This window comes from Bacillus sp. FSL H8-0547, from assembly GCA_038002745.1.
GTDB lineage: Bacteria > Bacillota > Bacilli > Bacillales > Bacillaceae > Bacillus_P.
Window position 1 is genome coordinate 3,920,732 of record JBBODD010000001.1, and the last position, 24,191, is coordinate 3,944,922.

Here is a 24,191-nt window from a genome sequence, read left to right on the forward strand (position 1 = left end):
ATCTTTTTTTATCCTTTTTTTCTTTTTGAGATTTCTTCTGTCACGATAAATGCCAAGTCATCATTTCCGAACAGTGACAGGACGCCAAGCAGGGTATGATCAGGTATTTCTCCTGCTTCCTCTTTCGGGACAGTGAGCTCGATTGCCTGTTTTAATTCGGCATTTTCAATTTGGTCAGGGTATGCACGCGCATACAGCTCTGCAGGATCCAGATCATTGTTTACGCACCACTGCGCAAAGACAAGGACCATCATTTGCTCATCCCGCTGATAGTTGCGGATGATTTGTTCTTGCGTTTCTTTCGAATTCACATTCATGCTCCTAACTGTTAAATATTCTCCATCACTCATCATATCACATGCAGAAGCCTCATAAGGATAAGTTTTCAGAGCATAGGAATGTAATAAGGCTCAAAAGAGGGAGGAATGCCGCCTGAATCTGTCAGAAAGAATCACCTTTATCCTGGATGGCGTAAAAACAGCTACAGAGGAAGAGCTTTATAAAGCTCTGATTCAATTAAACATTCACAAAGAGGAGCTGATGCCTCTCATAAAAGACGACAGGAGCAAACCCTATTACAGAAAACTTCTTTATAAAAATGAACAGCTTGAACTGCTTGTCATGAACTGGTCTGACCTTGAGTGTGCTCCTCATGACCACGGGCATTCATTCGGGTGGATACAGGTCATAAGCGGTGTGTCCAAAAATACAGTGTATAAGGTAAAAGGCGAAGCACTTCCTTATGAACTCTTCACAGAACTAAAAAGAGAAGGAAAGACTTTTTTTGCACCAAAATTCGGCATACACAAAATGGCTGAGGCCGGCAATACTGGACTGATTACCCTTCATCTGTACGCACCGCCTATCACGGGCATGAAAGTGTACGATTTAGAGAAGTGCGCAGCCTGTGTGGTTTCGGATGACTGCGGAGCATGGTGGCCGGATGACCTCAGGCAACAAGTGAAAGAAATAAAGCTTAAGAGCGCTGCAGACTGAGTCTGCAGCGTTTCATTTTGGGTATAACTATAAAGAGGTGATTAAACATGAGAGTTTTCTTCCATACAGCTGTTCTTTTTCTAACTGGATTCTTCCTGTATGCTGCTTGGACAGGCTTTATAGAAAAAGAATTAACGGTTAACACGCTCAGTGGAGAAATCATGGAAAAAATCCGGGAAGATTCAATTGCAGAAACTGGAATAAACGTTCAAAAAAAGGCTGTGTATATGATAAGGTTATCAACCGGGAAGGTGTTTGCCGTTTCGTCATCTGTTTTTGAACGGGTTGAAAAAGGAGAAAACGTGCAGTTTGCTGAAAAAGACAGCCATTTTTACCTGATTGACGGCCGTAAAATCATTTATTAAAAACGGTAGCAATCCTATGCGCCAATATGAGATAATACATAAGTTGTTTAAAAAACAAGAATATAGGAAGTGTAATTTATGATAAAAATCGATATACCAAGATCAGACGTTGTACTGACAAGAAACCCCGTAAAAGGACAGCCTGTAGAAGCTCCTCTTAGCAGCGAATACGGCTTTACAGATTACAACAGAATTCCCCGCGATAAAGGCGGAATTTTTATGTTTTTTAATATTAATGATGAGCTTTTGTTTGTAGGAAAAGCACGCAAGCTTAGACAGCGCATTAAAAAGCATTTTGAGGATCAGGTTTCTCCGATTAAAGATCACCGCGATGAAGTGCACGAAATTGCTGTTTGCATCGTTGAAAGCCCAATGGAACGCGAAATTTACGAAACGTATCTGATCAATGAGCTTCAGGCGAAATATAATGTTGAGAAGGTTTTTTATAAATAAGGAAAACAGACATCCGGCGGAGCTGGATGTTTTTTTATTTTTAAGAAAATAAAGATAGGCGATTTCAGGAGATTGTCTTATGATAATAGAAGATCAACTATTTAGTGAGGCGAAATATCTTGATGGTCACTTATTTCCGGGGTTTTAAAACAGACTACGGCTCTTACAGCAGAAACGTTAAATTGGCCATTATGGCTAACATTCTCATTCAGATTGGAATGGGTATTTTTATGACCCTATATAACCTGTACTTGAAAGACCTTGGGTACAGTGAACAGACCAATGGAAACGTCATTGCTCTGACTGCACTTGCTCAGACACTCTTTCTTGTTCCTGCAGGTTTTCTTAGTGATCGAAAGGGAAGGAAGAACATGATGGCTGTCGGGGCCGCTCTTTCTGCTGTTCTGATGATAGGCAGGTCTGTTATGGAATGGGAGTTGCTCTTACTTATATTCGCATTTGGCAGCGGTATTTTTATGTCTTTCATTCAGGTGTCCATGATTCCTTGGCTCGCTGAAAATTCAACTGAAAAAGAAAGAAGCAAGCTTTTCAGTTTTCATTTTGCCGTTATGATGGCAGCCAGCGTCATCGGCAATCTTGCGGGCGGAGTCCTGACCGACCTCTTTACATTTGCGGGCATAAATTCCACAGACAGCTTGAGACTGACCCTGCTGATTGGAAATGCTGTTTACCTGGCCGGACTCTTTCCTGTCATTCTTATGAAAGAAGAAAGAAAATGCCAGAGTCCTAAAAAGCAAAAAGAAACAGGGGACGGCAATCAAAAGTGGAAGCTGGTCATCCTCTTTGTTGGCGCACAGGCCATCATCGGGATTGGGTCAGGTTTAGTCATACCGTACTTAAATCTGTATTTTGCAGACCGGTTTGACATTTCCTTTTCTGCCATCGGAATCATCCTTTCGCTCGGTCAAGGCGCAACAGCGGTCGCGATGCTGATTGGACCTGCCATTGTCAGCAAAATGGGAGAAGTAAAGGCGGTTGTCCTGCTGCAGCTGCTGTCCCTGCCATTTTTGCTGATCACAGGCTTTACAACAAACATTTATCTTGCCGTCATCGGATTCCTATTCCGCCAGGCGCTGATGAACGCAGGCAATCCGATTCAAACCTCCCTCATGATGAAAAAAGTGCCGGATCATCAGAAAGGAATCGCAAATTCTTTAAGCCAGATGGCTTTTTCATTCGGCTGGGCGGCGATGGGTCCTGTGTCTGCTTATGTTGTCGCTGAATATGGCTCCTATTGGGGATATGCCAATGTTTTCAGCCTGACCGGCATCATATACCTGGCAGGCGCCATTTACTTTTACATCGTGTTTAAGGAAGAAAAAACAACTGTGGTTCAAAAAAGAGCTGCTGTCTGAGCTGTATTTCTGCAAGTAAGAAATGGTATAATAAAATGCATGCAAGAAGAATGCTTGAAAGGGGTTCAAAAACATGGAACCAATTGAAATTGGAGAAATCTTCACAATTAGCGACGAGAACAACCAGGAGCACGAGGTAGAGGTGCTTGGCGTGCTGACTGTAGAAGGTTCAGAATACGTTGCAGTAGGGTTTGTGGAAGAAATTCAGGAAGACACAGATGAAGATATCGATATTTACTTCTTAAAGGTAGATGAAGAAGGCGATTTTTCTGCGATTGAAACAGACGAAGAATTCGACAAAGTGTCGTCTGCATTTGACCAAATGATGGAAGAAGAAGAGTCAAACTAATACATACCCGGAGCCGTCTGCTTGAGTGCAGGCGGTTTTTTTATGCGAAAAAAGTCGGAATAGCGCAGGCAGAAAGAATCATTTTTACTGTGAAAACAACTATACTGACATAAATAATTCTCGGAGTATTCTAGTTGTCCAACAAGAAGATATTGGTATTTTCCAACATTTTTTCTATTCTTATTTTGACGTAAGCTTTAAAAACAGGTAAAAAGTCACAATAAACAAAATAAATCAAATATTGACATAATTCCCACCATTTCTTACTATTACATTATAATTCAATATTTACATAAATATGGATTAAATAAAAACAGGGGAGGCTGTCAGGATGAAGAAAATTAAAATCAAAAAAGTTGAAAAGCTGGTTGCTCTTGTAAACCATCACGCGTAATGAATAAAAGGCTTTAGGACAAGCATCAGAGTCCCTAAAGCCTTTTTTAGTATAAGGGAGCTGAAAAACAGATGAAACCTGTCTTAAAAACCATTTATACGCCAATCATCGTATTTGAAGGCAAAGTTCAGATCGGCAAAGAGGATGGCAATCTTGAACTTGAGGATCTTGATGGAAGTGTCCAGCACCTGCTGAACCTGATGGACGGTACAAGAAATACAATTGAGCTGGCAAATGAAATGAACATAGATCATGCAGATTTACTTGAAATACTGAATGACCTGGATGAATATGGACTTGTTGAAGATGCTTCAGCAATCGAACACACATGTCTAAGTGAAAATGAACTGGAAAGGTACAGATCAAATCTCAACTACTTTTCCAATTTTTCAACCTTGAAGAGAAGCAGATTCACTTACCAGGAGACCTTAAAAAATACAACGGTTGCCTTGCTTGGACTCGGAGGCTTTAGTTTAACAGCAGCTGCACTTGCAGGGATGGGAACCGGCAGAATTATAGGCCTTGATTATGATTCGGTTGAACTCAGCAACCTTAACCGCCAGTTTCTATACTGTGAGGACGACATTGGGAAACTTAAAACAGAGGCTTCAAGCAATCGCTTAAAAAAGATTAACAGTGAAATTGATGTTGATGTACATAATGTGAAAATTGAAGATGCAAAAAGTCTGCTGCCGGTAATAAAGGAAGCGGATATTGTCATTAACGGGATCGATCAGCCAAGCATTTTATCTACAAGATGGGTGAATTTTGCCTGTGTCAAATTAGGCAAGCCTTACATTCTTGGAGGCATTGGACACACGAGTATTATTCTCCAAAAATATGTTCCTGGTGAAGAAAACGGGTGCTTTGATTGCTATTTGATGAACAGTTTACGGGAAGCACCAGAATTTATCCACCAGCTGAAAGCGGTTTACGGAGCTTCTTTTCAAAAGAGAAACACAGCTTTTGCTCCTAATATTGCCATGATTACTGGTCTGGTAACAAATGAACTGGCTAAACAAATTGCGGGATATGAAAGAGCCGAGAATCAATCTTCGTCTCTTGAAATCAGCAGTCTATCATTTGAACGATTATCTGAAACTCTATGGAAAAAAGCATCGGGCTGTCCGACGTGCAATGGCCATATGAACTCAGATGAGCCTGCAGAACTGAATATAATTCTGGAATTATCTAAAGAAAGCAGGGTCTGAATGAATATAACATTAGATTCTAAAGTAACGGCAAAGCTTTCTGTTCAGGCAGACGGAGAAGAATTTACAGTCGGAGACCCAGTCAGCGGTACATTTATCCGGGTCCCGTATGAAGCTGTTCACATCATTCATATGCTGGACGGTGTCAGAACGCTGAACGAAATTTCTGAACAGCTGAGAAAAGAACAAATGGATGCGGATGTTTTAGATTTTGTCGAAATTCTGCATGAGCTTGAGTTGATCTATTCGATTGACGGGAAGGTCTTTTTAATTCCGCCTGATGAAAAACCTGTCAGCAGATCTCTTTCTGCTGCAGCTTCCTTCATTTTTCATCCGATCAGTCAAGTATGTTATGTCCTGTTTTTTCTTCTCAGTATTGGTATGATTGCAGGTATTCCTGAATTGCGTCCTGACTACAAAGATTTTTGGGCTGCAGAAGCAACAGGGCTAAGTCTTTTGTTATTATTTTTCATTTCCTGGCCGCTGACCATTCTTCATGAACTGGGCCATTATTTAGCTGCTTTAAGACTTGGTATACCGGTTAAATTTAATTTGAGTCTGAGATTTTACTGGCTTGTGGTCGAAGCAGATATGACAGGGCTCTGGTCAGTTTCCAAGCAGAAAAGGTATTTGCCCTATGCTGCAGGAATGGCTATTGATTCTTTTCTTCTTTTTTTATCATTAGCCGGTCAGATGACGGCTGCAGGATTTGCCTTGAAGCTTTTGAAAATGATTACGCTGCTTCTTGTGATGAGATTTGCCTGGCAGCTTTTAATTTTTCTGCGGACAGATATTTATTTTCTGATCATGAACAAACTTAACATGCCAAGCCTCCATGGATATGCAAAAGAAATAATCACGGGGTATATGCGGAAAAAAGATCGTGCCGAAAGCCTGAAAGAAGAATTATCCGAAAAAGAAATGTCCTATGTTAAAAGCTTTGCATCATGTTACCTTATTGGCGGCATCATTGCAGCAGGACTACTGTTCTTGTATAGTCTGCCAGGGCTTTACATGCTGCTGAAGCAGACAATGGTGCAGCTTTCCGTCTATTCTTTAAACAGCTTGCTATTCTGGGACGGCATCATTACACTGGCTGTCTTATCTGTAAATGCTGTGATTTGGGGCATTGGTGCAGTAAGTAAATATAAAGGAAGCAAAACGGGTACACTACCTATTAGCTCAAATGAAGCGACTTAAACATGCAAAGAGCCACTTGCATGTTTTTTTCATTGGTCTGGCAGGATGATTATTTATGAAAATCGAATTAAAATCACCTTTTCAAAGAATTGTTTTTCGTTTTTCCTTTCTTTATAGTACAATCAATTAATGGAAAAAAAGATAAGGAAGTGTAGCAAAGAATGAAAGAACGTGTGATTACAGGCATCATTATCTTAATTCTGTTTATGATTCCCTTTTATGTAGGGGCATTCTGGTTTACTTATTTGGCACTGATTTTGGCCATTATCGCCTTTCATGAATTAACGACCATTATAAAAATCAGAAAGTACGGCACGAAGTATTTTGTGGGAATTATCGGGATTATCCTTTTGTTCCTGCCGCTGCTGCCGTTTCTGAATGTGACATTTGAAATCATTCAGATTAAAGTGCTGCTGGCACTGGTATTGTTTTTCTTAACCTCAACAATCTTTAACATTGAATATTCCATTGAAAAAGCAGGCACACTCCTGATTGGTGTCCTGTACATCGGATTTGGATTTGTGTTTTTAGCTGAGGCAAGAATTGATGAAGGCTTAATTTGGACCCTCGCCGTACTGATTTCTATCTGGGCAACGGATTCAGGCGCGTATTTCGTCGGGAGAAAATTCGGCAAACGAAAACTTGCGCCAAATGTGAGCCCGAATAAAACCATTGAAGGGTCTGTCGGAGGAATTATCATTGCTCTGATCATAGGTTTGGTTATGCAGGCAAGTTTCCATCCATTTGCATCTTACGGAGAAACGCTTATGCTGATTTTCGTCGTGTCCATTGCCGGTCAGGTAGGAGATCTCGTCGAATCTGCTTTGAAACGTCACTTTAAAGTGAAGGATTCCGGAAAGCTATTGCCGGGTCATGGCGGTATTCTGGATCGTCTTGACAGCTGGATCTTTGTTTTCATCGGGTTGAAGCTGGTTGGACTGATCTAAAAAAGCTATAAAAATAGAAATCCCCCAAGAAGTCGAGTTTGACTTTTTGGGGGATTTCTTTATCTACTCTTTCAATGCAGCCTTAATTGGATAATCCGCTAAATCGATTTCGGGTTCTAAACCAAGAGCAAGTCTTGCAAGCTCAAGCCCAAGGTAAGGACCCATCGTCAGTCCGGATGCGCCTAAACCATTTGCAGCAATAATCCCTGACCATTCGGGAATCCGCCCGATGACCGGCAAAAATCCTGGTGTGAACGGTCTGAACCCGGTTCTTGCCTCCAGAAATGTGCATTCTTCAAGTCCTGGCGCGACATTCACGGCTTTAGAAAAGACATCAAGCATTCCACCCGCTGTCACTCGCGTATCATAGCCGTTCACATCGTCCTCATGTGTGGCGCCTGCCACAATCCTTCCATCATCAAATGCCAGAAGATAATGATTGGCAGGGGGCATAAGAACGGGCCAGTCTGAGGTCTGCTCGGTTTCCATTTTAAAATGGGCAATCTGCGCTTTCTGATAGGTAACCTGAAAATGGATGCCAAGAGGCTGAAGCAGCTCATTTGCCCAGGCACCCGCACAGACAATGACTTCATCCGCTTCAATTTCTTTTCCATTCACACTGGCACCTGAAACCCGGCCATGCTGAAAAATAAGGGCCGCCTCGCCTTCAATCAGCTCTGCACCATTTTTCCGGGCAGCACGGATTAACGCATCCCTCAGAGCTCTGCCATCTACCCGTGCGGCTCCTTCTACAAGAACAGATAAATACTCATCTGACAGGAGAGGGAACATTTCTTTTGTTTCTTCTTTCGTCAGTGGTGTAATGTCTCCAATTTCTGGAGCATCCTGTTTTCTTTTTTCCGTACGCACCATGATTTTTTCAATTTTCTCCGGGTCCTGCTGAAGAATGAGAGCGCCGACCCGCTTATAGCCAGTGCTGGTTTCACCGTCCTGTTTGAGCCCATTAATCAGCTCGGGATAATAGCGGGCGCCCTTTTTAACAAGCTGATACCAGGCTTTATTTCGTCTTTGTGAAACCCAGGGGCAGACAATGCCGGCCGCTGCGTCTGTCGCCTGACCTGCGTCTTTGCGGTCAATCACTGTCACCTGCGCTCCAAGTTTTGATAAATGATAAGCTGCGGAAGCACCCAAAATGCCGGCCCCGATTACAGCAATTTTCTTCATATGTATCTCATCCTTTGCTTCAATTCCACTTATGCACCTATCTCATTATAAAAGAGCATAGGATAAAGTATCAAATCTGATGAAAGCGGGGTGCAGCATGTATCAAGCTGACTATACTGCGATTATTTCACCATTTTTGCCTGCAGGTGCTTATGTGCTTGAAATAACAGAACCTGCGATGCGCAAGGCGGTGCTCGCTGCTGATTTTGATGGCGATCATGCTCTGGAGGTGGCAGCCGCCTACAGATTCCAAAACGATGATTATGTGCTCATATTGAAACATGGAGCACAAGGTTGGTTTCCAGCAGGACACTTTCAAGGAAAAAGTCGTTATTTCATGGACTTTTACAAGGAAGAAGCAAGATTTGTAGCTGCAGAGGCAGTCGGGGATGTCACAGGAGACGGCATACAGGATACCGTTTTTTTGACGGCATCACAGACGCCTGACAGCCCATTTCTGCAGAACATCACTCTTCAGATTAGAAACGGAGCAACTGGGCAGGTTGAGAAAATCCCGCTCAAAGAAAATGCAGGATATGACCCGACCGTATTTTTAGGAGATTTTACGGGAGATAAAAAAGACGATATCCTCGTCATCATTAATACCGGAGGAAGCGGAGGCCTCATTTATGCTTATATATACACCTATGAAAAAGGACAATATAAACTGATATTTGATGATGAATCATTCAACAAATCAAACACCTATACCGTTACTTACCTTGATCAGTTTAAAGCAAGGGTGACAAGCGCAAATCCCCCGAAAAAATACCTGCTTGATCTTCAGTATAAAGGAAAAGAGTATTTGAGTGAAATCTATAACAGCGACAGGACACTGAAAGAGCCTGTTGAAGGGTGGGTCGCGCCGCTTTCGGGACTGTACCCTGTCGATTTTGAGCGCGACGGCATTTATGAACTGGACACCTATCAGAACGTTGCAGGCAGATACAGCGCTGATGGTCTGGGGTACATGATGAATGTTCTGAAATGGGATGGCACATCTTTTAAAACAGACCGGCAGAGTATTGCTGTGTTTGGGGAAGAAACATAAGAAAAGCGGAACAGGCTGTAAAGATACGACAGTTAGATAAATATTGCAGCACTATCGTGACTTCCCGCACCCAAGTTTATTTTGTTAAACGCGGTTCGCAGCACTATATTGACTTCCTGCACTCGAGTTTGTGCTGTTAAACCAGCTTTGCACCACTTACATGACTTCTGTACCCGAGTTTCTGTTGTTAAACGATGTTTGCAACACTTACGTGACTTCCTGCACCGGAGTTTGTGTTGTTAAACCACCTTTACAGCACTAACGTTACGTCCTGCAAGCTAATTTGTGCTGCTAAACCAGCCATGCATGACCGCAGCACTTAGCTGAATCGGCCGTTTAGCTAAAAAAAAAGAGAGCTGAATTTTTATCAGCTCTCTTTTAAAGTATTAATCCACAACAATATAAGCAATCATCGGTGCACCCTGGCCATGGCGGGAGTGCGTATCACAAATTAGACGGTAGGTTCCTTCTTCATCAAATTTTAAAGGAATGACCGCTTTTTCACCTTTTTTAACCACGCCTTTTATGTCTGTTCCTTCAATCCTGAAGGGATGTTCCGCGCCGTTTACTCCGTGGATGGTCAACGTAACGTTTTCACCTTTCTGAATCGTAATGGAGCCTGGATCAAAACGATACGCTTCAATTTTTCGACCGTCATCTGTTTTAGATGTGAATTCTCCGGTCACCATATGGATTTCTGCCTTTTTGTCTGTATGCTGTGCGGAAAGGACCTCAGCTGCATCTTGATTCAGATAAAACCAGCTTCCGGAGCCAATGAGAGCAAACAAAACAGCAGCAATCACAATCCATTTCTTCTTTATGACGATAAATTTCATAGTTTCCCTCCCAGAGCAGTACTTACCATACTATATGCCCGTCCGGGGGAAACTTGTCTGCTGTTTTTTAAGCGCAAAAAAGGATGTCTCGCAGCAGACATCCTTTTTGTTAATCTTCTGTTAAAAATTCAGGTGAGAACAAATTATATGCATCTTCTTCCTCATCCATTTCCCGATCAGCTTCAGAGTATGTTCTCCTCCTGCGGTTCAGCTCTCTGAATTCAGCTTCGAGGAAATCAGCCTGTTCGTGTGAGAGTTTGATTGTCACTTCATTTTTATTATCATCTGCTGCTTTAAGCAGAACATAACTGTCTGCAAAATGCCTCAGCGTCACATTGCTTAATGTTATTTGCATTTTATCAAGTTCATACCTTGCTTTCATGAAAAAAAGACCTCCAGTGGCCGATATTGGTTATCTCTTTTAGTTTATCGGTTTCATCTGAAAAGCACAATAGACCGGCGGGAAATGGACAAAGTGTAAGAACTTCAATGGAATCCTTTTACATTTAGAAAAATGAAAAATGCTCTGATATCCTATAGTATTAAGACAGAATATTCTACTACTTTCACAGGAGGGTCATACATGCCTGAACAGACACTGACCATCAATAAAACCCGATTAGAAGAAAGAATTCATACACTCGCTGAAATCGGAAAGATTGGCGAAACCGGGGTTTCGAGGCTTGCCTTGTCAAAGGAAGATAAACTTGCAGTTGAAACAGTCAAAGGCTGGATGGAGGAAGCAGGCCTTACAGCACGGATTGATCACTTTGGAAATCTGATCGGCAGACTCGAGGGGAAAAGAGCTGAAGCACCTGTCCTTATGCTCGGGTCCCATATTGATTCACAGCCGTATGGCGGAAGATTTGATGGAGTCATCGGTGTTCTTGGGGCAATCGAAGCCGTCCAGACATTGCAGGAGAACTCGTTTATTCCCGAAATGCCAATCGAAGTTGCTGCTTTTTGTGATGAAGAGGGAGCACGCTTTAATAAAGGGTTATTTGGTGTGAGAGGGATTCTCGGCAAACTTGAAGAAGGAGAACTTGACCGGAAAGATAAAAACGGCATGACACGGAGGGATGCGCTGCTTTCATTCGGATGTGATCCCGAGCGCTTTAAGGAGTCAGAGTACGCCTCCGGAAGCATTTCAGCCTATATTGAGCTGCACATTGAACAGGGACCTGTCCTGGAAGCGAAGGATGCACCCGTCGGTATCGTAACAGGCATTTCGGGCCCGTTATGGCTGACAGTTGAGCTTGAAGGCTTTGCAGGCCACGCCGGATCTGTGCCCATGCATATGAGACAGGATGCTTTAGTTGGAGCGGCAAAGGTCATCGTTGCCCTGAATGATCTCGCTTCAGAAGATCCATCTGCACCTACTGTCGGAACCGTCGGGAGCTTAAAGGTTTTTCCTGATTCGCGTAATATCATACCTGAAAAAGTGATGTTTACGGTGGACCTCAGGGATATTCAAATGGAAAGGAGAAATATCATAGAAAATCAGTTGAGAAAACGGCTGCATCTGATCTGCGAGGATCACGGACTGACATATACCGTATCTGAAGACACAAATAGTGAACCGCGCTATTGCTCGGAAGACATTATGGATATTATGAGGGCAGCGAGCAAAGAGATCGGTCTGAATGCGCCTGAACTGATGAGCGGACCGTTTCATGATGCGCTCGCGATGTCTTATGAATGTGACTACGGGATGATTTTTGTCCGCTGCAAGGACGGCATCAGCCATAATCCGAAAGAATATTCAACGATGGAAGATATTTCGCTTGGAACAGAGCTGCTGTACAGGACAGCCTTAAAAATGGCAGTGAAATAACCAAAGCAGTCTATTTTTCTTTTTGACTAAACATTCTGAACCCATCATAATCAAGGCTATACTCTTGATGGGATGGTGGATGGAATTGAAAAAGAAAACAGCTGTATCCTGGAGCGGAGGGAAAGACGGATGCATGGCCCTTCATAAACTTGCAGCCGAGGGGCATGAAATCGCATGCCTTATAACGACGGTTCCGGCTGAAACAGGAAGAACATTCGGGCACGGAGAGAAAATAGATGCGATCAAACAGCAAAGTCTTGCTCTTGAAATACCAGTGCATTTTATATCATGCACCTATGAAAGCTATACGGATCACTTTATCGGTGCGCTGAAAGAGTTGAAGGAGCAATACTCCTTTACAGCTATTGCTTTCGGCGACCTTTATTTGGACGAGCACCGGGAGTGGGGAGAAAAAGCTTCGGCCGAAGCAGGTCTTGAACCGCTTTACCCTTTATGGATGGAAAAAGAGAACGCTATACTTGCACTTCAGCAGTTTGCAGACAGCGGATATAAAGCCGCTGTAATCAGAGTCAGAGATGACAAACTCGATCCATCCTGGCTCGGAATGGAGGTTAATCAGCCATTCATCGACCGCGCCTTAAATACAGACATCTGTCCGATGGGAGAGGCTGGTGAATACCATACATTCGTCTATGACGGGCCGCTGTTTACAAAAAAAATCGACATTACGTTCGGGAATGTTCTTCAGTTGGAAACGACAAAAAGACTCGAGCTTGAGAAAACCAAATTAAGAGAAAAAACGACAAATCAAAAAAATCTTGATGACTTTTCCAGTTTTATAGATTACAATGAACAAAAAATATGATTCTTTTAAAGTGCCTGAATACTCAGGATAATAGGGAAGCCGGTGGAAATCCGGCGCAGCCCCCGCTACTGTAAGCGCAGATTGAACTGAATCGCCACTGACTCTAATGTCGGGAAGGCTCAGTATTAAGATGAAGCGCAAGCCAGGAGACCTGCTTTAATTGATTTTTGCTTGTTTTTCGGTGGGAAGAACGAGTCAGGACCCCTGTATGCGTTACTTCACTATGCTTATTTAGGCCTTGACTGTCTTCAGTCAGGGCCTTTTTATATTGGTAAAAAAGATGGGAGATGGATGTATGGCGATGAAAAACGAAAAAGGAAGAGTGCTTGTCTACACAGGCAATGGAAAAGGAAAAACGACAGCTGCAATCGGTCTTGCTGTGCGGGCTGCAGGAAGACAAATGAGCGTTTCCATTCTGCAATTTATTAAATCTCCTGAGCGGACATACGGCGAGAGAACAATTTTAAATGCTTTGCCCGGAGTCAGTATTCAGCAGCTCGGTGCCGGATTTACCTGGACCAAAACACCTGAGATTCACCGGGAAGCTTTAAAACAGGCTTGGATAACAGCGAAAGAAACCATTCTGAGCGGGGAAAGCGATGTTGTCATTCTTGACGAAATCAATAATGCCCTTGCCATTCAGACCTTTCCTGTGGACGATGTTCTTCCTCTTGAAGACGTCATTTTGACCATTCAAAACCGTCCCCCTCATGTCCACCTTGTCCTGACAGGCAGAAACGCCAAAAGAGAAATCAGGGAAATAGCTGATCTCGTCTCTGTGATCGATGTTGAAAAGCATTATTACGATGAAGGTGTCGACGCCATATATGGAATTGAATATTAAAGAAAATGGAAAGAAAAAGGCGCTCAGACTCATGATCCAGGGGACTCATTCGGATGCGGGCAAAAGCATTCTGACAACCGCACTGTGCAGGATTTTCAAGCAGGACGGGTATAAAACTGCTCCCTTTAAATCACAGAACATGGCACTGAACTCATACATAACAAAAGACGGCAAAGAAATCGGCAGAGCCCAGGGAGTTCAGGCAGAAGCAGCAGGAATTGAAGCTGACACGGATATGAACCCAATTTTAATTAAACCTTCAGGGGAGATGGAATCTCAGGTGGTTTTTCACGGCAGACCATTTGCTGTCATGAACGCCGCAGTCTACCGGGAAGACTTTTTCAGACTTGGACTTGAAGCGATTAAAAAATCGTTGCACAAGCTGCTGACGAACTATGACGCGGTTGTAATCGAAGGGGCGGGTTCACCTGCTGAAGTTAATTTAAATGACAGGGAGCTCGTCAACATGCGCGTTGCAGAGATTGCTGATGCACCTGTTTTACTAGTGGGAGACATTGATAGAGGGGGTGTTTTTGCAAGCCTTGTCGGAACGCTTCAGCTCCTTCAGGAAAAAGACCGAAAACGGGTTGCCGGAGTCGTTATTAATAAATTCAGGGGAGATCTCACCCTGCTTGAACCGGGGCTCCAATGGTTTGAGGAGTACACGGGAATACCCGTTGTTGGTGTTGTCCCGTATATACCAGATCTTGAAATCGATGGTGAAGACTCCCTCGTCCTCAATCAGTACTCCCGAGGCACAAATCTTGAGGGAGATTTGGATGTCGCAGTTATTGCATACCCAAGACTGTCTAATTTTACGGATATTGATCCTCTGAGACTGGAAGCTGATGTGAATATCCGGTATGTCCGAAAAGCATCAGAATTCGGCCGGCCGGATCTGATTATTCTTCCAGGTAGTAAAAATACAGCTGAAGATTTGCGATTTCTAAAGGAGACCGGCCTTTTTGACAGAGTGCTGTCTGCTTACAAAAATGGCACCCAAATCATGGGGATATGCGGCGGGTATCAGATGATGGGAGAAAAACTGTCTGATCCAGAAGGCGTTGAATCCGGTATTAGAGAACAGGACGGGCTTGCCATTTTCCCTGTTTCAACTGTCCTGTATGCGGATAAGAAAACCGTTCAGACGGAAGGACCTTGTGCCGTCCCGGGATATGAGGGTGTTTCTCTTTCAGGTTACGAGATACACATGGGACAAACTTTGCTGTCTGATGACCCATCACCATTTTCAATCCAAAAAGGGACCGGTGAAGGGTACGCAAAAGAAAACGCAATGGGAACCTACTTGCACGATGTGTTTCACAATGATGCATTCAGATGGCGCTTTTTGAACAGGCTCCGCAGCAAGAAAGGGCTGCAGCCGATTGAGCGCTCGCTCTACTTTCGCGAATTGAAAGAAAGAGAATTTGACAGACTTGCAGATCATGTAAGAGCTGCACTGGATTTAGATAAAATCTATGAAATCATGAAAAGGAGGTGAAAAAATGATAGATGTTTATCAGATTATTGATGCAATTAAACCAGTAAACAAAGCGAAAGGACAGGAGGCAGAAGCTTATATACAAACGCTGACTAAACCTGTAAACAGTTTAGGAGAAATAGAACGTTTGGCTGTTCAACTGGCTGAAATGACGGGAGAGTTAAAACCCGATATTTCCCCTCCAGGCGTGATTGTCTTTGCTGCCGACCACGGGGTTGCTGAAGAAGGAATATCTGCTTATCCCCAGGAAGTGACAGGGCAAATGGTCAGGAATTTCTTAACGGGCGGAGCTGCGATTAATGTGTTCACAAAACGTGTAAAAGGGTTTCTTGAAATCGTAGACGCAGGCGTCAAAACAGATATACCCGGTGTCAGAGCGGAGAAAATCGGATACGGCACAAAAAATTTCGCAGCTGAACCTGCTATGTCGCGAAAAGATGCACTAAGGAGCATTCAAATGGGAATGACCCTTGCGGAAGAAACCATTGAAAAGGGTGCAAAGCTGCTGATTCTCGGTGAAATGGGCATTGGCAACACAACGTCAAGCAGTGCCATAGCAGCTGCACTTACCGGAATCAAGCCTGAACATCTGACTGGAAGAGGCACAGGAATTAAGTCGAAGCAAATTGCGTTCAAGTCCGAAATCATCCGCAGGGCGCTCGAGCTTCACAGGCCGGATCCAAGTGACCCGATTAATGTTCTTTCAAAGGTTGGAGGATTTGAAATCGGCGCCATGACAGGAGCCATGCTGTATGCTGCTTACCGCAGAATCCCTGTGCTCCTGGACGGTTTTATATGCACCACAGCAGCCCTTTTAGCTGCACACATATGTGAACATGCAAAAGACTATATGATTGCCGGCCACTTATCCGTTGAACCCGGTCATCTCCTGATTTTGAATAAACTCGGAAAAAAACCGCTTGTATCAATGGGTCTTCGGCTTGGGGAAGGGACTGGAGCTGTTCTTGTCTTTCCTTTTGTCCAGGCAGCTTCAGACATGATAAAAGGAATGGCCACCTTTGATGCAGCATGTGTTTCAAAAGAACATAGGTAAGAAAAAAGTCAAATAAAGGCGGAAAAATCTATGAAATCGACTACATATTTTACCCGAATAAGCCTGATCCTGGTGCTTCTTGCAGGCATCCTCACAGGATGTGCACAGGGAGATCAAACAAAGCCGGCAGGCGGACAGACAGAACAGGCTGAAAAACAAGATGCCTCCTATCCAGTTACGGTCACAGATGATGCAGGAAACGAAATAACGCTTGAAGAAAAGCCGGAGAAAATCGTCTCCCTGCTTCCAAGCACGACGGAAATCCTTTTCGCTCTCGGACTTCAAGATGAAATTGCCGGAGTATCCGATTATGACAATTACCCAAAAGAAGCTGCACAAAAAGAAAAAGTCGGTGCTCAGGACATGAATGCAGAAAAAATCATTGCCCTTCAGCCTGATCTTGCTTTTCTGCAGGAGTACCATGCACAAAATCACGGCGAAATCATCAAGCAGTTTGAAGCTGCCGGCATAAAGGTTTTTATCGTTGGTTCACAGACTTCATTTGATCAGGTTTACACGGCGATCAGAACGATTGGAAAAGCAACAAACACTTTGGACGAGGCAGACAGGATCATAAAAGACATGGAAGAGAAAGTTGCTTCCATAAAAGAAAAAGCCAAAGAAGTAAAAAACCCAAAACGCGTCTGGATTGAAGTGTCGCCTCAGCCTGAAATCTACACGACAGGCAAAGGAACCTTCATGAACGAAATGCTTGAAATGATCGGCGCAGAAAACGTTGCAGCTTCTGAAGAAGGCTGGGTCAAAATGGATGAGGAGAAAATCGTCAGCAGCAATCCGGACACCATTATCACAACGTATGGCTACTATGTTGAAAACCCTGCAGAGCAAGTCCTTTCAAGAAGCGGGTGGAACTCCATTAAAGCCGTACAGTCGAAACAGGTATTTGATGTAAACAGTGACCTGGTTACCCGTCCGGGACCGCGTCTTGCGGATGGAGCTGAAGAGCTTGGCAGACTTATCTATCCAGACATCTTCAAAAAATAAAAAATGGCTCTTAATGATTGGTGCTATCTGCTTTGCAGCATGCAGCATCCTGTTAGGGGTTTTGGCCGGGGCGGTTCAAGTAACCGTCCCTGATATTTTAACTATTCTTGCCGGCAAGATCTTTCATGTACCGCTGTATGACGGGGAGCAGAGCACAGAAATGATCATCTGGGAAATCAGGTTTTCAAGGGTGATGCTTGCCTTTTTTGTTGGAGCCTCCCTTTCTTTGGCGGGAGCCGCTTTCCAGGGACTGCTGCAGAACCCGCTTGCAGATCCGTATACAATCGGTGTATCTTCAGGTGCTTCGCTTGGGGCAGTTATCATTATCTTTTTCCAGATTCAGCTGACATTCTTAGGCAGTTACACGCTCCCGGTAATCGCTGTCCTTTTCGGAATGATTACCCTGCTCATTGTTTTTGCTCTCACACAGCTTGCAAGCGGAAAGCTGACGAATGAAACCATTATCCTTGCAGGCATTATTGTCTCTTCCTTTATCAGCGCCTTTATCTCACTGCTGATTGCCCTCGTTCCGCGTGAGGACATCAGTCAAATTCTCTATTGGATCATGGGAAGTGTCTCTATGAGAGGATGGGGACATGTCCAGCTGATTTTCCCCTTTTTTGTGATAGGCGCACTGATGATCCTCTATCATTACAGGGAGCTGAACAACCTGGCACTTGGTGAGCAGTCTGCACAGTTTGCAGGAATGAATGTAAAAAGGAAGAAAACGATCATTCTAATAGCCGCGTCGATTCTTACAGGGAGCGCCGTTGCGGTTTCAGGAGCCATCAGCTTTGTCGGTCTTGTCATTCCTCATCTCGTGAGACTGCTTGCAGGGCCAAACCACCGGCACGTTCTCCCGCTGTCTATGCTGATTGGCGGCGGATATCTGGTGCTTGCAGATTTGCTTGCAAGATCCATCATTTCACCGAAGGAGCTGCCAATCGGTGTGATCACAGCCCTGATCGGCTCACCGATCTTTACTTTTTTGCTGGTGAAAAACCGGAAGCAAAAGCACGGATGAGAAAGGAGGAGGCACTATGCTGCAAGTTAAAAACCTTTCAGGAGGCTATGATGTCAAAAGAACAGTCATCCATGATCTTTCCTTCACCATTAAGAAAGGTGATTTCCTGGCGCTGGCAGGACCAAACGGAAGCGGAAAGACGACTGTGATCCGCTTAATCATGGGAGCGCTGCCTGTAAGTCATGGCGACATCTTTTTAGATGGAAAAAAGCTTTCATCCTACTCGCAAAAAGAACTTGCCAGAAAAACAGCCGTCATGACGCAGGAAAATCAATCAGGGCTTGATTTCACAGCAGAGGAAATCGTGATGCTCGGGAGATACCCTCATCAAAAAGGCATGTTTTTTAAAGAACATTCTGATGCAGACAGGAAAGCGTCTGAAAAAGCGATGAAACAGACGGCTGTCTGGCAGTACAGAAAAAGACCTTTTCAGGCATTAAGCGGCGGAGAAAAGCAGCGTGTGCTTCTTGCAAAAGCTCTCGCACAGGAGCCTGAGCTTCTGCTGCTCGATGAGCCGACAAACCATCTGGATATGAAACATACAAAAGAGCTTCTTGAACTTCTGAAAACCCTGCAGAAGGAAATGAATCTGACCATCCTGGCCATCCTTCATGACTTGAATCTTGCCTCGCTTTATGCAGATCAAATTGCATTGCTGGACCGGGGTATGCTTGCAGGTTGCTACACTGGACTAAAAAAAGAAAATGAGCAAACGTTCTCGGACGTTTATGACCTTTCTCTTCACTTTTCGTCCCATCCTGCTGCTCCCAAGCCGCACATTACTTTATCGCCGGATTACCTGCAAGGGAAAAGGAGCGATTTGCTTTCAGCGCTGCATATTGACCAGGGAAATCCTCCAATCATTACGATGGAACAGCCATTTCGAATGCTGACAGCTGGACCAAACGGCAGCGGCCTGCACTGGTCCAGCCGTCTGGAAATATACGCAGGTCAGAAAGAAACAGCCGGACAGCTTATCCTGTGGTCACTTGGAAACAACATTTTCATCTGCAATCATAAAAGGGTCCCTGATCACTTTATCAAAAATGAGTCAATGCACACGTTATGCATGATTTTTTCCTATTCGGACAGCATGCTGACTGCTGCCCTTTTAACAGATGCTGCAGTCAGCGACAGCGGTCTTATGAATCTTACTCTTAAGCTGAATGCGGGGATAACTAGACTGTCTCCGGACGCAGAGCCTGAACTTGCGGCAGGAGCCTATAGCAGCAGCAAACCGGATGATCCTTCCGTCATGCAGGCTGCTGATGCGCTGATCATGAAAGCCTTGAAAAGACTGGAGAATTCCCTTGCAGCCATTTGCTGAACATACTCTATTACTGGTGGCAGGGAGTGTGCTGCTGGACTTGATAATTGGCGATCCAAAATGGCTGCCTCATCCGGTCATCCTATTTGGTAAGATCATCCGCACAGCAGAGAGGACACTGAACAAAGGTTACTGCAGAAAAGGAAAAGGAATCATGCTTGCCGTTTGTTTGCCGGCAGCTGTATTTATCACAGCAATGATTCTTCTAAAGTGGCTTTATTCCATCCACTACGCAGCAGGCTTGTGTGCAGAGGTTTATTTGATTTCTACAACTTTGGCAATCAAAGGACTGAAGAAAGCTGCACTGGAGGTTTACACGCCTCTTGCTGCAGGCAATCTTTCAGAAGCGCGAAAAAAACTGAGTGAGATCGTGGGTAGAGATACCGCCGATTTGCCCTCCGGTGAAATCACAAGGGGAGCTGCGGAAACAGTAGCCGAAAACACAGTTGATGCTATCATAAGTCCGCTCGTATTTGCCATTGTTGGCGGAGCACCGCTTGCCCTTGCCTACAGGGCAGTAAATACACTGGATTCTATGGTTGGCTACAAAAATGTGCGATACCGTGATTTTGGCTTTGGTTCCGCAAGACTTGATGATCTTATGAATCTTTTTCCTGCAAGGCTTTGCGCCTTATGCATGTGGGTAGGCAGTTTTTTTGTCAGGGGAATGAAAAGAAGAAATGGCTGGCAGATCACATGGAGGGATGCCAAAAAGCATCCAAGTCCTAACAGCGGCTGGCCGGAGGCGATGACTGCAGGACTGCTCGGCATTCAGCTTGGGGGAACAAATACGTATTCAGGAACGGTTTCACATCGTGCAAAGCTCGGTGATGCACAGTCGAGTCTCTTACCGGTCCATATCAAACAATCAATACATATCATGAACGGTGCCTGGATTGTGTTACTTGCAATCTATCTTTGCTTGTTCATGTTAAGGAGGATATACTATGTGGCCGCAGCATGGGGGTAATTCATCTGCCATTCAGAATCTGCTGACAATGAAAGGAATTGAAGCGGGCAGTAACATGCTTGATTTCAGCGCCAATCTAAACCCGCTTGGCATCCCTGATACCGTCCTGCAATCCATGCAGAACAGCCTCCTTCAAAAAATCACAGTTTATCCTGATCCTTCTTATACAGAGGAAAGAGGAATGCTGGCTTCTTTTGAAGGCGTGAAGATGGAAAGAATTTGGCTTACTAACGGCGGTGCGGAAGCTATTTTTTTAGTTGCACAGTTATTTAAAGGGAAACGTGCCGGTATCTTTCAGCCGGCCTTCAGCGAGTATGAGCGGGCATGCAGCATCCATCAGCTTCACATAAAACACTTCAGCTATGAGGATCTAAAAGATTCTGAAGCTTTCATCCAGGATACCGACCTATTATTTCTATGCCGCCCAAACAATCCTACAGGAGAGATGGTTCCTGAAGATAAGATTGTCAGATTGCTTGAAACAGCAAAACAGACTGGTCAATATGCAGTCGTTGATGAAGCTTTTGTCCATTTTTCTGACTCTAGTCTTGCTCATTTACTGGGAGCATTTCCAAACCTCATCCTTTTGAGATCATTGACCAAAATCTTTGCCGTGCCGGGCATCCGGCTTGGTTATGTGCTTGCACATGAGCAAATCATACGAAAGCTTGCGTCCCTTTCAGTCCCTTGGAGCGTTAATTCTATAGCTCTTTCCGTCATACATGCGCTTCCGAAAACAAAGGACTTTCTGATTGCAGCAAAAGCATGGCTGAGGGAGGAATGGCAGTTTTTAAGAGGTGAACTCCTGGAGATGAAGTTTCAGGTGTCTGATACAGAAGTAAATTTCTATTTGCTCCGAGATCCGCTTCTTCAAGATCATGAACCGCTTCTGCTGTTTCTTGCAGGAGAAGGAATACTGGCAAGGCACACGGTTAATTTCCCGCTGATTGAAGGGAGCGCTCTTCGGCTCGCTGTCCGGACGAGAGAGGAAAACATGCTTTTGCTTAAAGCGTTAAGAAAATGGAGAAATACGTCATGTTGACATTTATTTCAGGAGGAGCCCGGTCAGGTAAAAGCAGGCTCGCTGAACAAATGGCAGCGGACGCCGCAGGGGACAGGAAGCCATTTTATATGGCCACTGCCTTGAAAAGCGAAATGCCAGAACGCATTTCCATTCATCAGCTGGACAGAGGAAACAGGTGGATAACAATCGAAGAGCCGCTGCACATAGACCTGGCAGCCGGAAATCTTCCTGATTCAGCTGTTGTTTTAATTGACTGTCTGACAGTCTGGACAAGCAATGTCATGTTTTCAGAGCATTTGTCTATTGAGGAGACAGCAGCCCGTTTCAACAACCTGCTGAGCATTTCTAAAAGAAAGAACCTTAATCTGTATCTAGTATCAAATGATGTAAATGAAGGAATTCCTTTAAAAAACAAAGGAATAGATCACTATATTCAATGTCTTGAGTCGGTTCATAAACTAGCTGTCCATGCGGCGGATGATGTTTATGAAGTCCTATGCGGCCTGCCGGTTGTCTGGAAAAAAGATGGTCAATACCCTGAAGGGATCTGGGGAGGAAATAATCAATGAAACAAGTCTTTCACGGAGGAATTCTTGCTCTGCAGTTTTTGACGAGAATACCGCTCAAGATCGAGTGCGGCACGGATGAAAAAACACTAAAGTGGGCTTTGCGTTTTTTTCCTGGTTCGGGGCTAGTCATAGGAGCCTGCATGTTTGTGCTTTTTCAGCTGCTGAATGATATCCTGCCAGTTTCCATGTTGGCGCTCCTGCTGATCAGTGTCTGGGTTTACTTATCAGGCGGGCTTCATCTTGATGGCGTCATGGATGTTGCAGACGCAGCTGGATCAAATGGTGATGTTGAGAAGAAAAGAGAGATTTTAAAAGATTCACGTGCAGGCAGTTTTGCCGTGCTGGCCGTGATTTTTTTATTGGGCTGGAAACTGTTGATTGTGCACAATTTGCTTCCCCTGGACCAAACAGGCATGTATCTGATTGTCATTCCCATACTTTCACGATTTCAGGTCCTTATGCATCTGTATGGGTTTAAAGCTTTTCAGACTGGCGGAATGGCATCCTTCTGGAAACAGCATCTTTCAATGAAAGAACTGATCATTGCCGCATGCTGGCTCCTTCCATTTATGGCGTTCAATTGGATAGTCGGCCTGATGTTTCTGCTGCAGATTCTTTTTTGTTTTCTTTTCGGCCGGTGGTCACAAAAGCAGTTTGACGGAATAAACGGAGACACTGCAGGTGCCTCTATTGAGGGGGCAGAAATTTGGAATCTGGGCGTACTGTACAGCTTTTTCTTATTCGGCATGGTTTGACGCAATGGAATGCTGAAAGAAAGTATTTAGGACACAGCGATATTCCGGTGAATAGCCGTTCTCTGGAGGACTATTTTCCATTAAAAAATGTTATGCATCAATACGGCACTCGAAAGGTGTATTCAAGCGACCTCCTCAGATGCAGGGAAACAGCAGCCTTTCTTTTTCCCAGCCAGCCGGTAACATATGATGCCCGCCTCAGAGAACTCCATTTCGGGGAGTGGGAAGGCAGGACGTATGAAGAGCTGAAACATTGCAGCATATATTCCTCCTGGCTCGACAACTGGGAAAGCACCGGCCCTCCAGGCGGAGAAACAGGCATTTCATTTCAGGAGAGAGTATCGTCTTTTTTAAGAGAATTTCTTGAAGGAGAACTTGATTCAGCAGTAATCGTCACACACGGAGGAGTGATCAGACAGATTGTCTCTTCTTTTCTGAACACTCCGGATTTTTGGCACATCTCGGCACCATTTGGTAAAGCAGTCATTTTAAACGCTGAAGAAAGGGAGGAGGGATGGACGTGCATCTCATTATCGGAGGAGCCTGCAGCGGGAAAAGAGCATTTGTGAAAAGCAGATGGCCCCATGCAGCATGGATTACGGCTTACAGCGGAGATCATATGCCTGATTGGAAAAAGGTCGATGATGGTCCTCTTGTTCTTGAAGGCTTTGAACAATGGATTGAGAAAGAGGATCTGACCGATTTAAAGGAAGTTAGAACACAATACAGCGGATTTTTAAATGAACTGCTTGAACGGAAACAGGAAACCATCATCATCATGCTTGAAGTCGGTAAAGGGATTGTGCCGGTCTCTGAGAACGAAAGACGCCTGAGAGATGTAATCGGATGGATCCAGCAGGATGCCGCTGCGCTATGCACGGATGTTTACAGCGTGTGGCATGGACTTGTAAAGAAGGTAAAATAAGAGGCTTTGTCCCTTTTTTTATTTTGAAAAATTTAGTATCTAAACGTTATGAGTTTCGTATATAATCTTCATTGTGATTATTCTTTATAAATTCTTAAAGGGGATTAAGACCGGAGCACGAATAAGTATGACGTCACTTGTCTTAGTTTCTGCAGAAACGGAAATCATGT

The 24,191-nt window shown here is 44.2% G+C and carries 27 protein-coding genes and 1 riboswitch; of the genes, 23 read left to right on the plus strand and 4 right to left on the minus strand.

Annotated features, from left to right (window positions below):
* Positions 1-8: 8 nt before the first annotated feature.
* Positions 9-311 carry a hypothetical protein gene (locus MHB63_19745; GenBank protein MEK3808764.1) on the minus strand — a complete coding sequence of 101 codons (303 nt, stop codon included), beginning with the start codon at positions 309-311 and terminating at the stop codon, positions 9-11.
* Between the two features lie 229 nt (positions 312-540).
* Here MHB63_19745 and MHB63_19750 point away from each other — a divergent pair, with 229 nt between their 5' ends.
* The 8 genes from MHB63_19750 (at position 541) to MHB63_19785 (ending at position 7,291) form a co-directional block, all read left to right on the plus strand.
* On the plus strand, positions 541-996 hold the full coding sequence (locus MHB63_19750) for a cysteine dioxygenase family protein (GenBank protein ID MEK3808765.1): 456 nt from the start codon (positions 541-543) through the stop codon (positions 994-996).
* A gap of 47 nt (positions 997-1,043) precedes the next feature.
* Complete coding sequence (locus MHB63_19755) at positions 1,044-1,361, plus strand: hypothetical protein (GenBank protein ID MEK3808766.1); 318 nt, start codon at positions 1,044-1,046, stop codon at positions 1,359-1,361.
* A 78-nt stretch (positions 1,362-1,439) separates the two neighbouring features.
* Positions 1,440-1,814, plus strand: coding sequence for a nucleotide excision repair endonuclease (locus MHB63_19760; GenBank protein MEK3808767.1), 375 nt, complete (start codon positions 1,440-1,442; stop codon positions 1,812-1,814).
* A 122-nt stretch (positions 1,815-1,936) separates the two neighbouring features.
* Positions 1,937-3,190, plus strand: coding sequence for an MFS transporter (locus tag MHB63_19765; GenBank protein ID MEK3808768.1), 1,254 nt, complete (start codon positions 1,937-1,939; stop codon positions 3,188-3,190).
* Positions 3,191-3,263: 73 nt separating this feature from the next.
* Positions 3,264-3,539, plus strand: coding sequence for a DUF1292 domain-containing protein (locus MHB63_19770; GenBank protein MEK3808769.1), 276 nt, complete (start codon positions 3,264-3,266; stop codon positions 3,537-3,539).
* A gap of 465 nt (positions 3,540-4,004) precedes the next feature.
* Positions 4,005-5,144 carry a ThiF family adenylyltransferase gene (locus MHB63_19775; GenBank protein ID MEK3808770.1) on the plus strand — a complete coding sequence of 380 codons (1,140 nt, stop codon included), beginning with the start codon at positions 4,005-4,007 and terminating at the stop codon, positions 5,142-5,144.
* A complete protein-coding gene (locus MHB63_19780) occupies positions 5,145-6,344 on the plus strand; it encodes a hypothetical protein (protein ID MEK3808771.1) in 1,200 nt (399 codons plus the stop codon). It begins immediately after the preceding gene.
* A gap of 161 nt (positions 6,345-6,505) precedes the next feature.
* A complete protein-coding gene (locus MHB63_19785; GenBank protein ID MEK3808772.1) occupies positions 6,506-7,291 on the plus strand; it encodes a phosphatidate cytidylyltransferase in 786 nt (261 codons plus the stop codon).
* Between the two features lie 63 nt (positions 7,292-7,354).
* Here the strand turns inward: MHB63_19785 and MHB63_19790 are convergent, their stop codons facing one another.
* On the minus strand, positions 7,355-8,476 hold the full coding sequence (locus MHB63_19790; GenBank protein MEK3808773.1) for an FAD-binding oxidoreductase: 1,122 nt from the start codon (positions 8,474-8,476) through the stop codon (positions 7,355-7,357).
* A gap of 97 nt (positions 8,477-8,573) precedes the next feature.
* Between MHB63_19790 and MHB63_19795 the strand changes: the two genes are divergently transcribed.
* On the plus strand, positions 8,574-9,527 hold the full coding sequence (locus MHB63_19795; GenBank protein ID MEK3808774.1) for a VCBS repeat-containing protein: 954 nt from the start codon (positions 8,574-8,576) through the stop codon (positions 9,525-9,527).
* Positions 9,528-9,913: 386 nt separating this feature from the next.
* On the opposite strand, the gene MHB63_19800 is transcribed toward MHB63_19795, so the two are convergent.
* Complete coding sequence (locus tag MHB63_19800) at positions 9,914-10,363, minus strand: cupredoxin domain-containing protein (GenBank protein ID MEK3808775.1); 450 nt, start codon at positions 10,361-10,363, stop codon at positions 9,914-9,916.
* A gap of 109 nt (positions 10,364-10,472) precedes the next feature.
* A complete protein-coding gene (locus MHB63_19805; GenBank protein MEK3808776.1) occupies positions 10,473-10,745 on the minus strand; it encodes a hypothetical protein in 273 nt (90 codons plus the stop codon).
* Between the two features lie 201 nt (positions 10,746-10,946).
* Here MHB63_19805 and MHB63_19810 point away from each other — a divergent pair, with 201 nt between their 5' ends.
* From MHB63_19810 to MHB63_19875, 14 genes are all read left to right on the plus strand, one after another.
* The gene (locus MHB63_19810; protein ID MEK3808777.1) at positions 10,947-12,197 is read left to right on the plus strand and encodes a M20 family metallo-hydrolase; all 1,251 of its coding nucleotides are present in this window, start codon (positions 10,947-10,949) and stop codon (positions 12,195-12,197) included.
* An 85-nt stretch (positions 12,198-12,282) separates the two neighbouring features.
* On the plus strand, positions 12,283-13,023 hold the full coding sequence (locus MHB63_19815; protein MEK3808778.1) for a diphthine--ammonia ligase: 741 nt from the start codon (positions 12,283-12,285) through the stop codon (positions 13,021-13,023).
* Positions 13,015-13,197, plus strand: a riboswitch (cobalamin riboswitch). (Overlaps the previous gene by 9 nt.)
* Positions 13,198-13,324: 127 nt before the next feature.
* A complete protein-coding gene (locus MHB63_19820; protein MEK3808779.1) occupies positions 13,325-13,867 on the plus strand; it encodes a cob(I)yrinic acid a,c-diamide adenosyltransferase in 543 nt (180 codons plus the stop codon).
* Positions 13,851-15,368, plus strand: a complete 1,518-nt coding sequence (locus tag MHB63_19825; GenBank protein MEK3808780.1) for a cobyric acid synthase — start codon at positions 13,851-13,853, stop codon at positions 15,366-15,368. The genes MHB63_19820 and MHB63_19825 overlap by 17 nt, the downstream gene beginning before the upstream one ends.
* 4 nt (positions 15,369-15,372) lie before the next feature.
* Positions 15,373-16,422 (plus strand): nicotinate-nucleotide--dimethylbenzimidazole phosphoribosyltransferase, encoded by a 1,050-nt coding sequence (gene cobT / locus MHB63_19830; GenBank protein ID MEK3808781.1) that lies wholly within the window; start codon positions 15,373-15,375, stop codon positions 16,420-16,422.
* A gap of 30 nt (positions 16,423-16,452) precedes the next feature.
* On the plus strand, positions 16,453-17,427 hold the full coding sequence (locus tag MHB63_19835; protein ID MEK3808782.1) for an ABC transporter substrate-binding protein: 975 nt from the start codon (positions 16,453-16,455) through the stop codon (positions 17,425-17,427).
* A gap of 13 nt (positions 17,428-17,440) precedes the next feature.
* On the plus strand, positions 17,441-18,451 hold the full coding sequence (locus MHB63_19840; GenBank protein MEK3808783.1) for an iron ABC transporter permease: 1,011 nt from the start codon (positions 17,441-17,443) through the stop codon (positions 18,449-18,451).
* Positions 18,452-18,467: 16 nt separating this feature from the next.
* The gene (locus tag MHB63_19845) at positions 18,468-19,778 is read left to right on the plus strand and encodes an ABC transporter ATP-binding protein (protein MEK3808784.1); all 1,311 of its coding nucleotides are present in this window, start codon (positions 18,468-18,470) and stop codon (positions 19,776-19,778) included.
* Positions 19,762-20,748 carry an adenosylcobinamide-phosphate synthase CbiB gene (gene cbiB / locus MHB63_19850; protein MEK3808785.1) on the plus strand — a complete coding sequence of 329 codons (987 nt, stop codon included), beginning with the start codon at positions 19,762-19,764 and terminating at the stop codon, positions 20,746-20,748. Before MHB63_19845 ends, cbiB begins: the two co-directional genes overlap by 17 nt.
* Positions 20,726-21,790, plus strand: coding sequence for a threonine-phosphate decarboxylase (locus MHB63_19855; GenBank protein MEK3808786.1), 1,065 nt, complete (start codon positions 20,726-20,728; stop codon positions 21,788-21,790). Before cbiB ends, MHB63_19855 begins: the two co-directional genes overlap by 23 nt.
* On the plus strand, positions 21,784-22,341 hold the full coding sequence (locus MHB63_19860; protein MEK3808787.1) for a bifunctional adenosylcobinamide kinase/adenosylcobinamide-phosphate guanylyltransferase: 558 nt from the start codon (positions 21,784-21,786) through the stop codon (positions 22,339-22,341). The genes MHB63_19855 and MHB63_19860 overlap by 7 nt, the downstream gene beginning before the upstream one ends.
* Positions 22,338-23,096, plus strand: a complete 759-nt coding sequence (cobS, locus tag MHB63_19865; GenBank protein ID MEK3808788.1) for an adenosylcobinamide-GDP ribazoletransferase — start codon at positions 22,338-22,340, stop codon at positions 23,094-23,096. Before MHB63_19860 ends, cobS begins: the two co-directional genes overlap by 4 nt.
* A complete protein-coding gene (locus tag MHB63_19870; protein ID MEK3808789.1) occupies positions 23,048-23,665 on the plus strand; it encodes a histidine phosphatase family protein in 618 nt (205 codons plus the stop codon). Before cobS ends, MHB63_19870 begins: the two co-directional genes overlap by 49 nt.
* Entirely contained in the window at positions 23,611-24,021 is a 411-nt protein-coding gene (locus tag MHB63_19875; GenBank protein MEK3808790.1) for a bifunctional adenosylcobinamide kinase/adenosylcobinamide-phosphate guanylyltransferase, read from the plus strand. Before MHB63_19870 ends, MHB63_19875 begins: the two co-directional genes overlap by 55 nt.
* Positions 24,022-24,191: the final 170 nt, after the last annotated feature.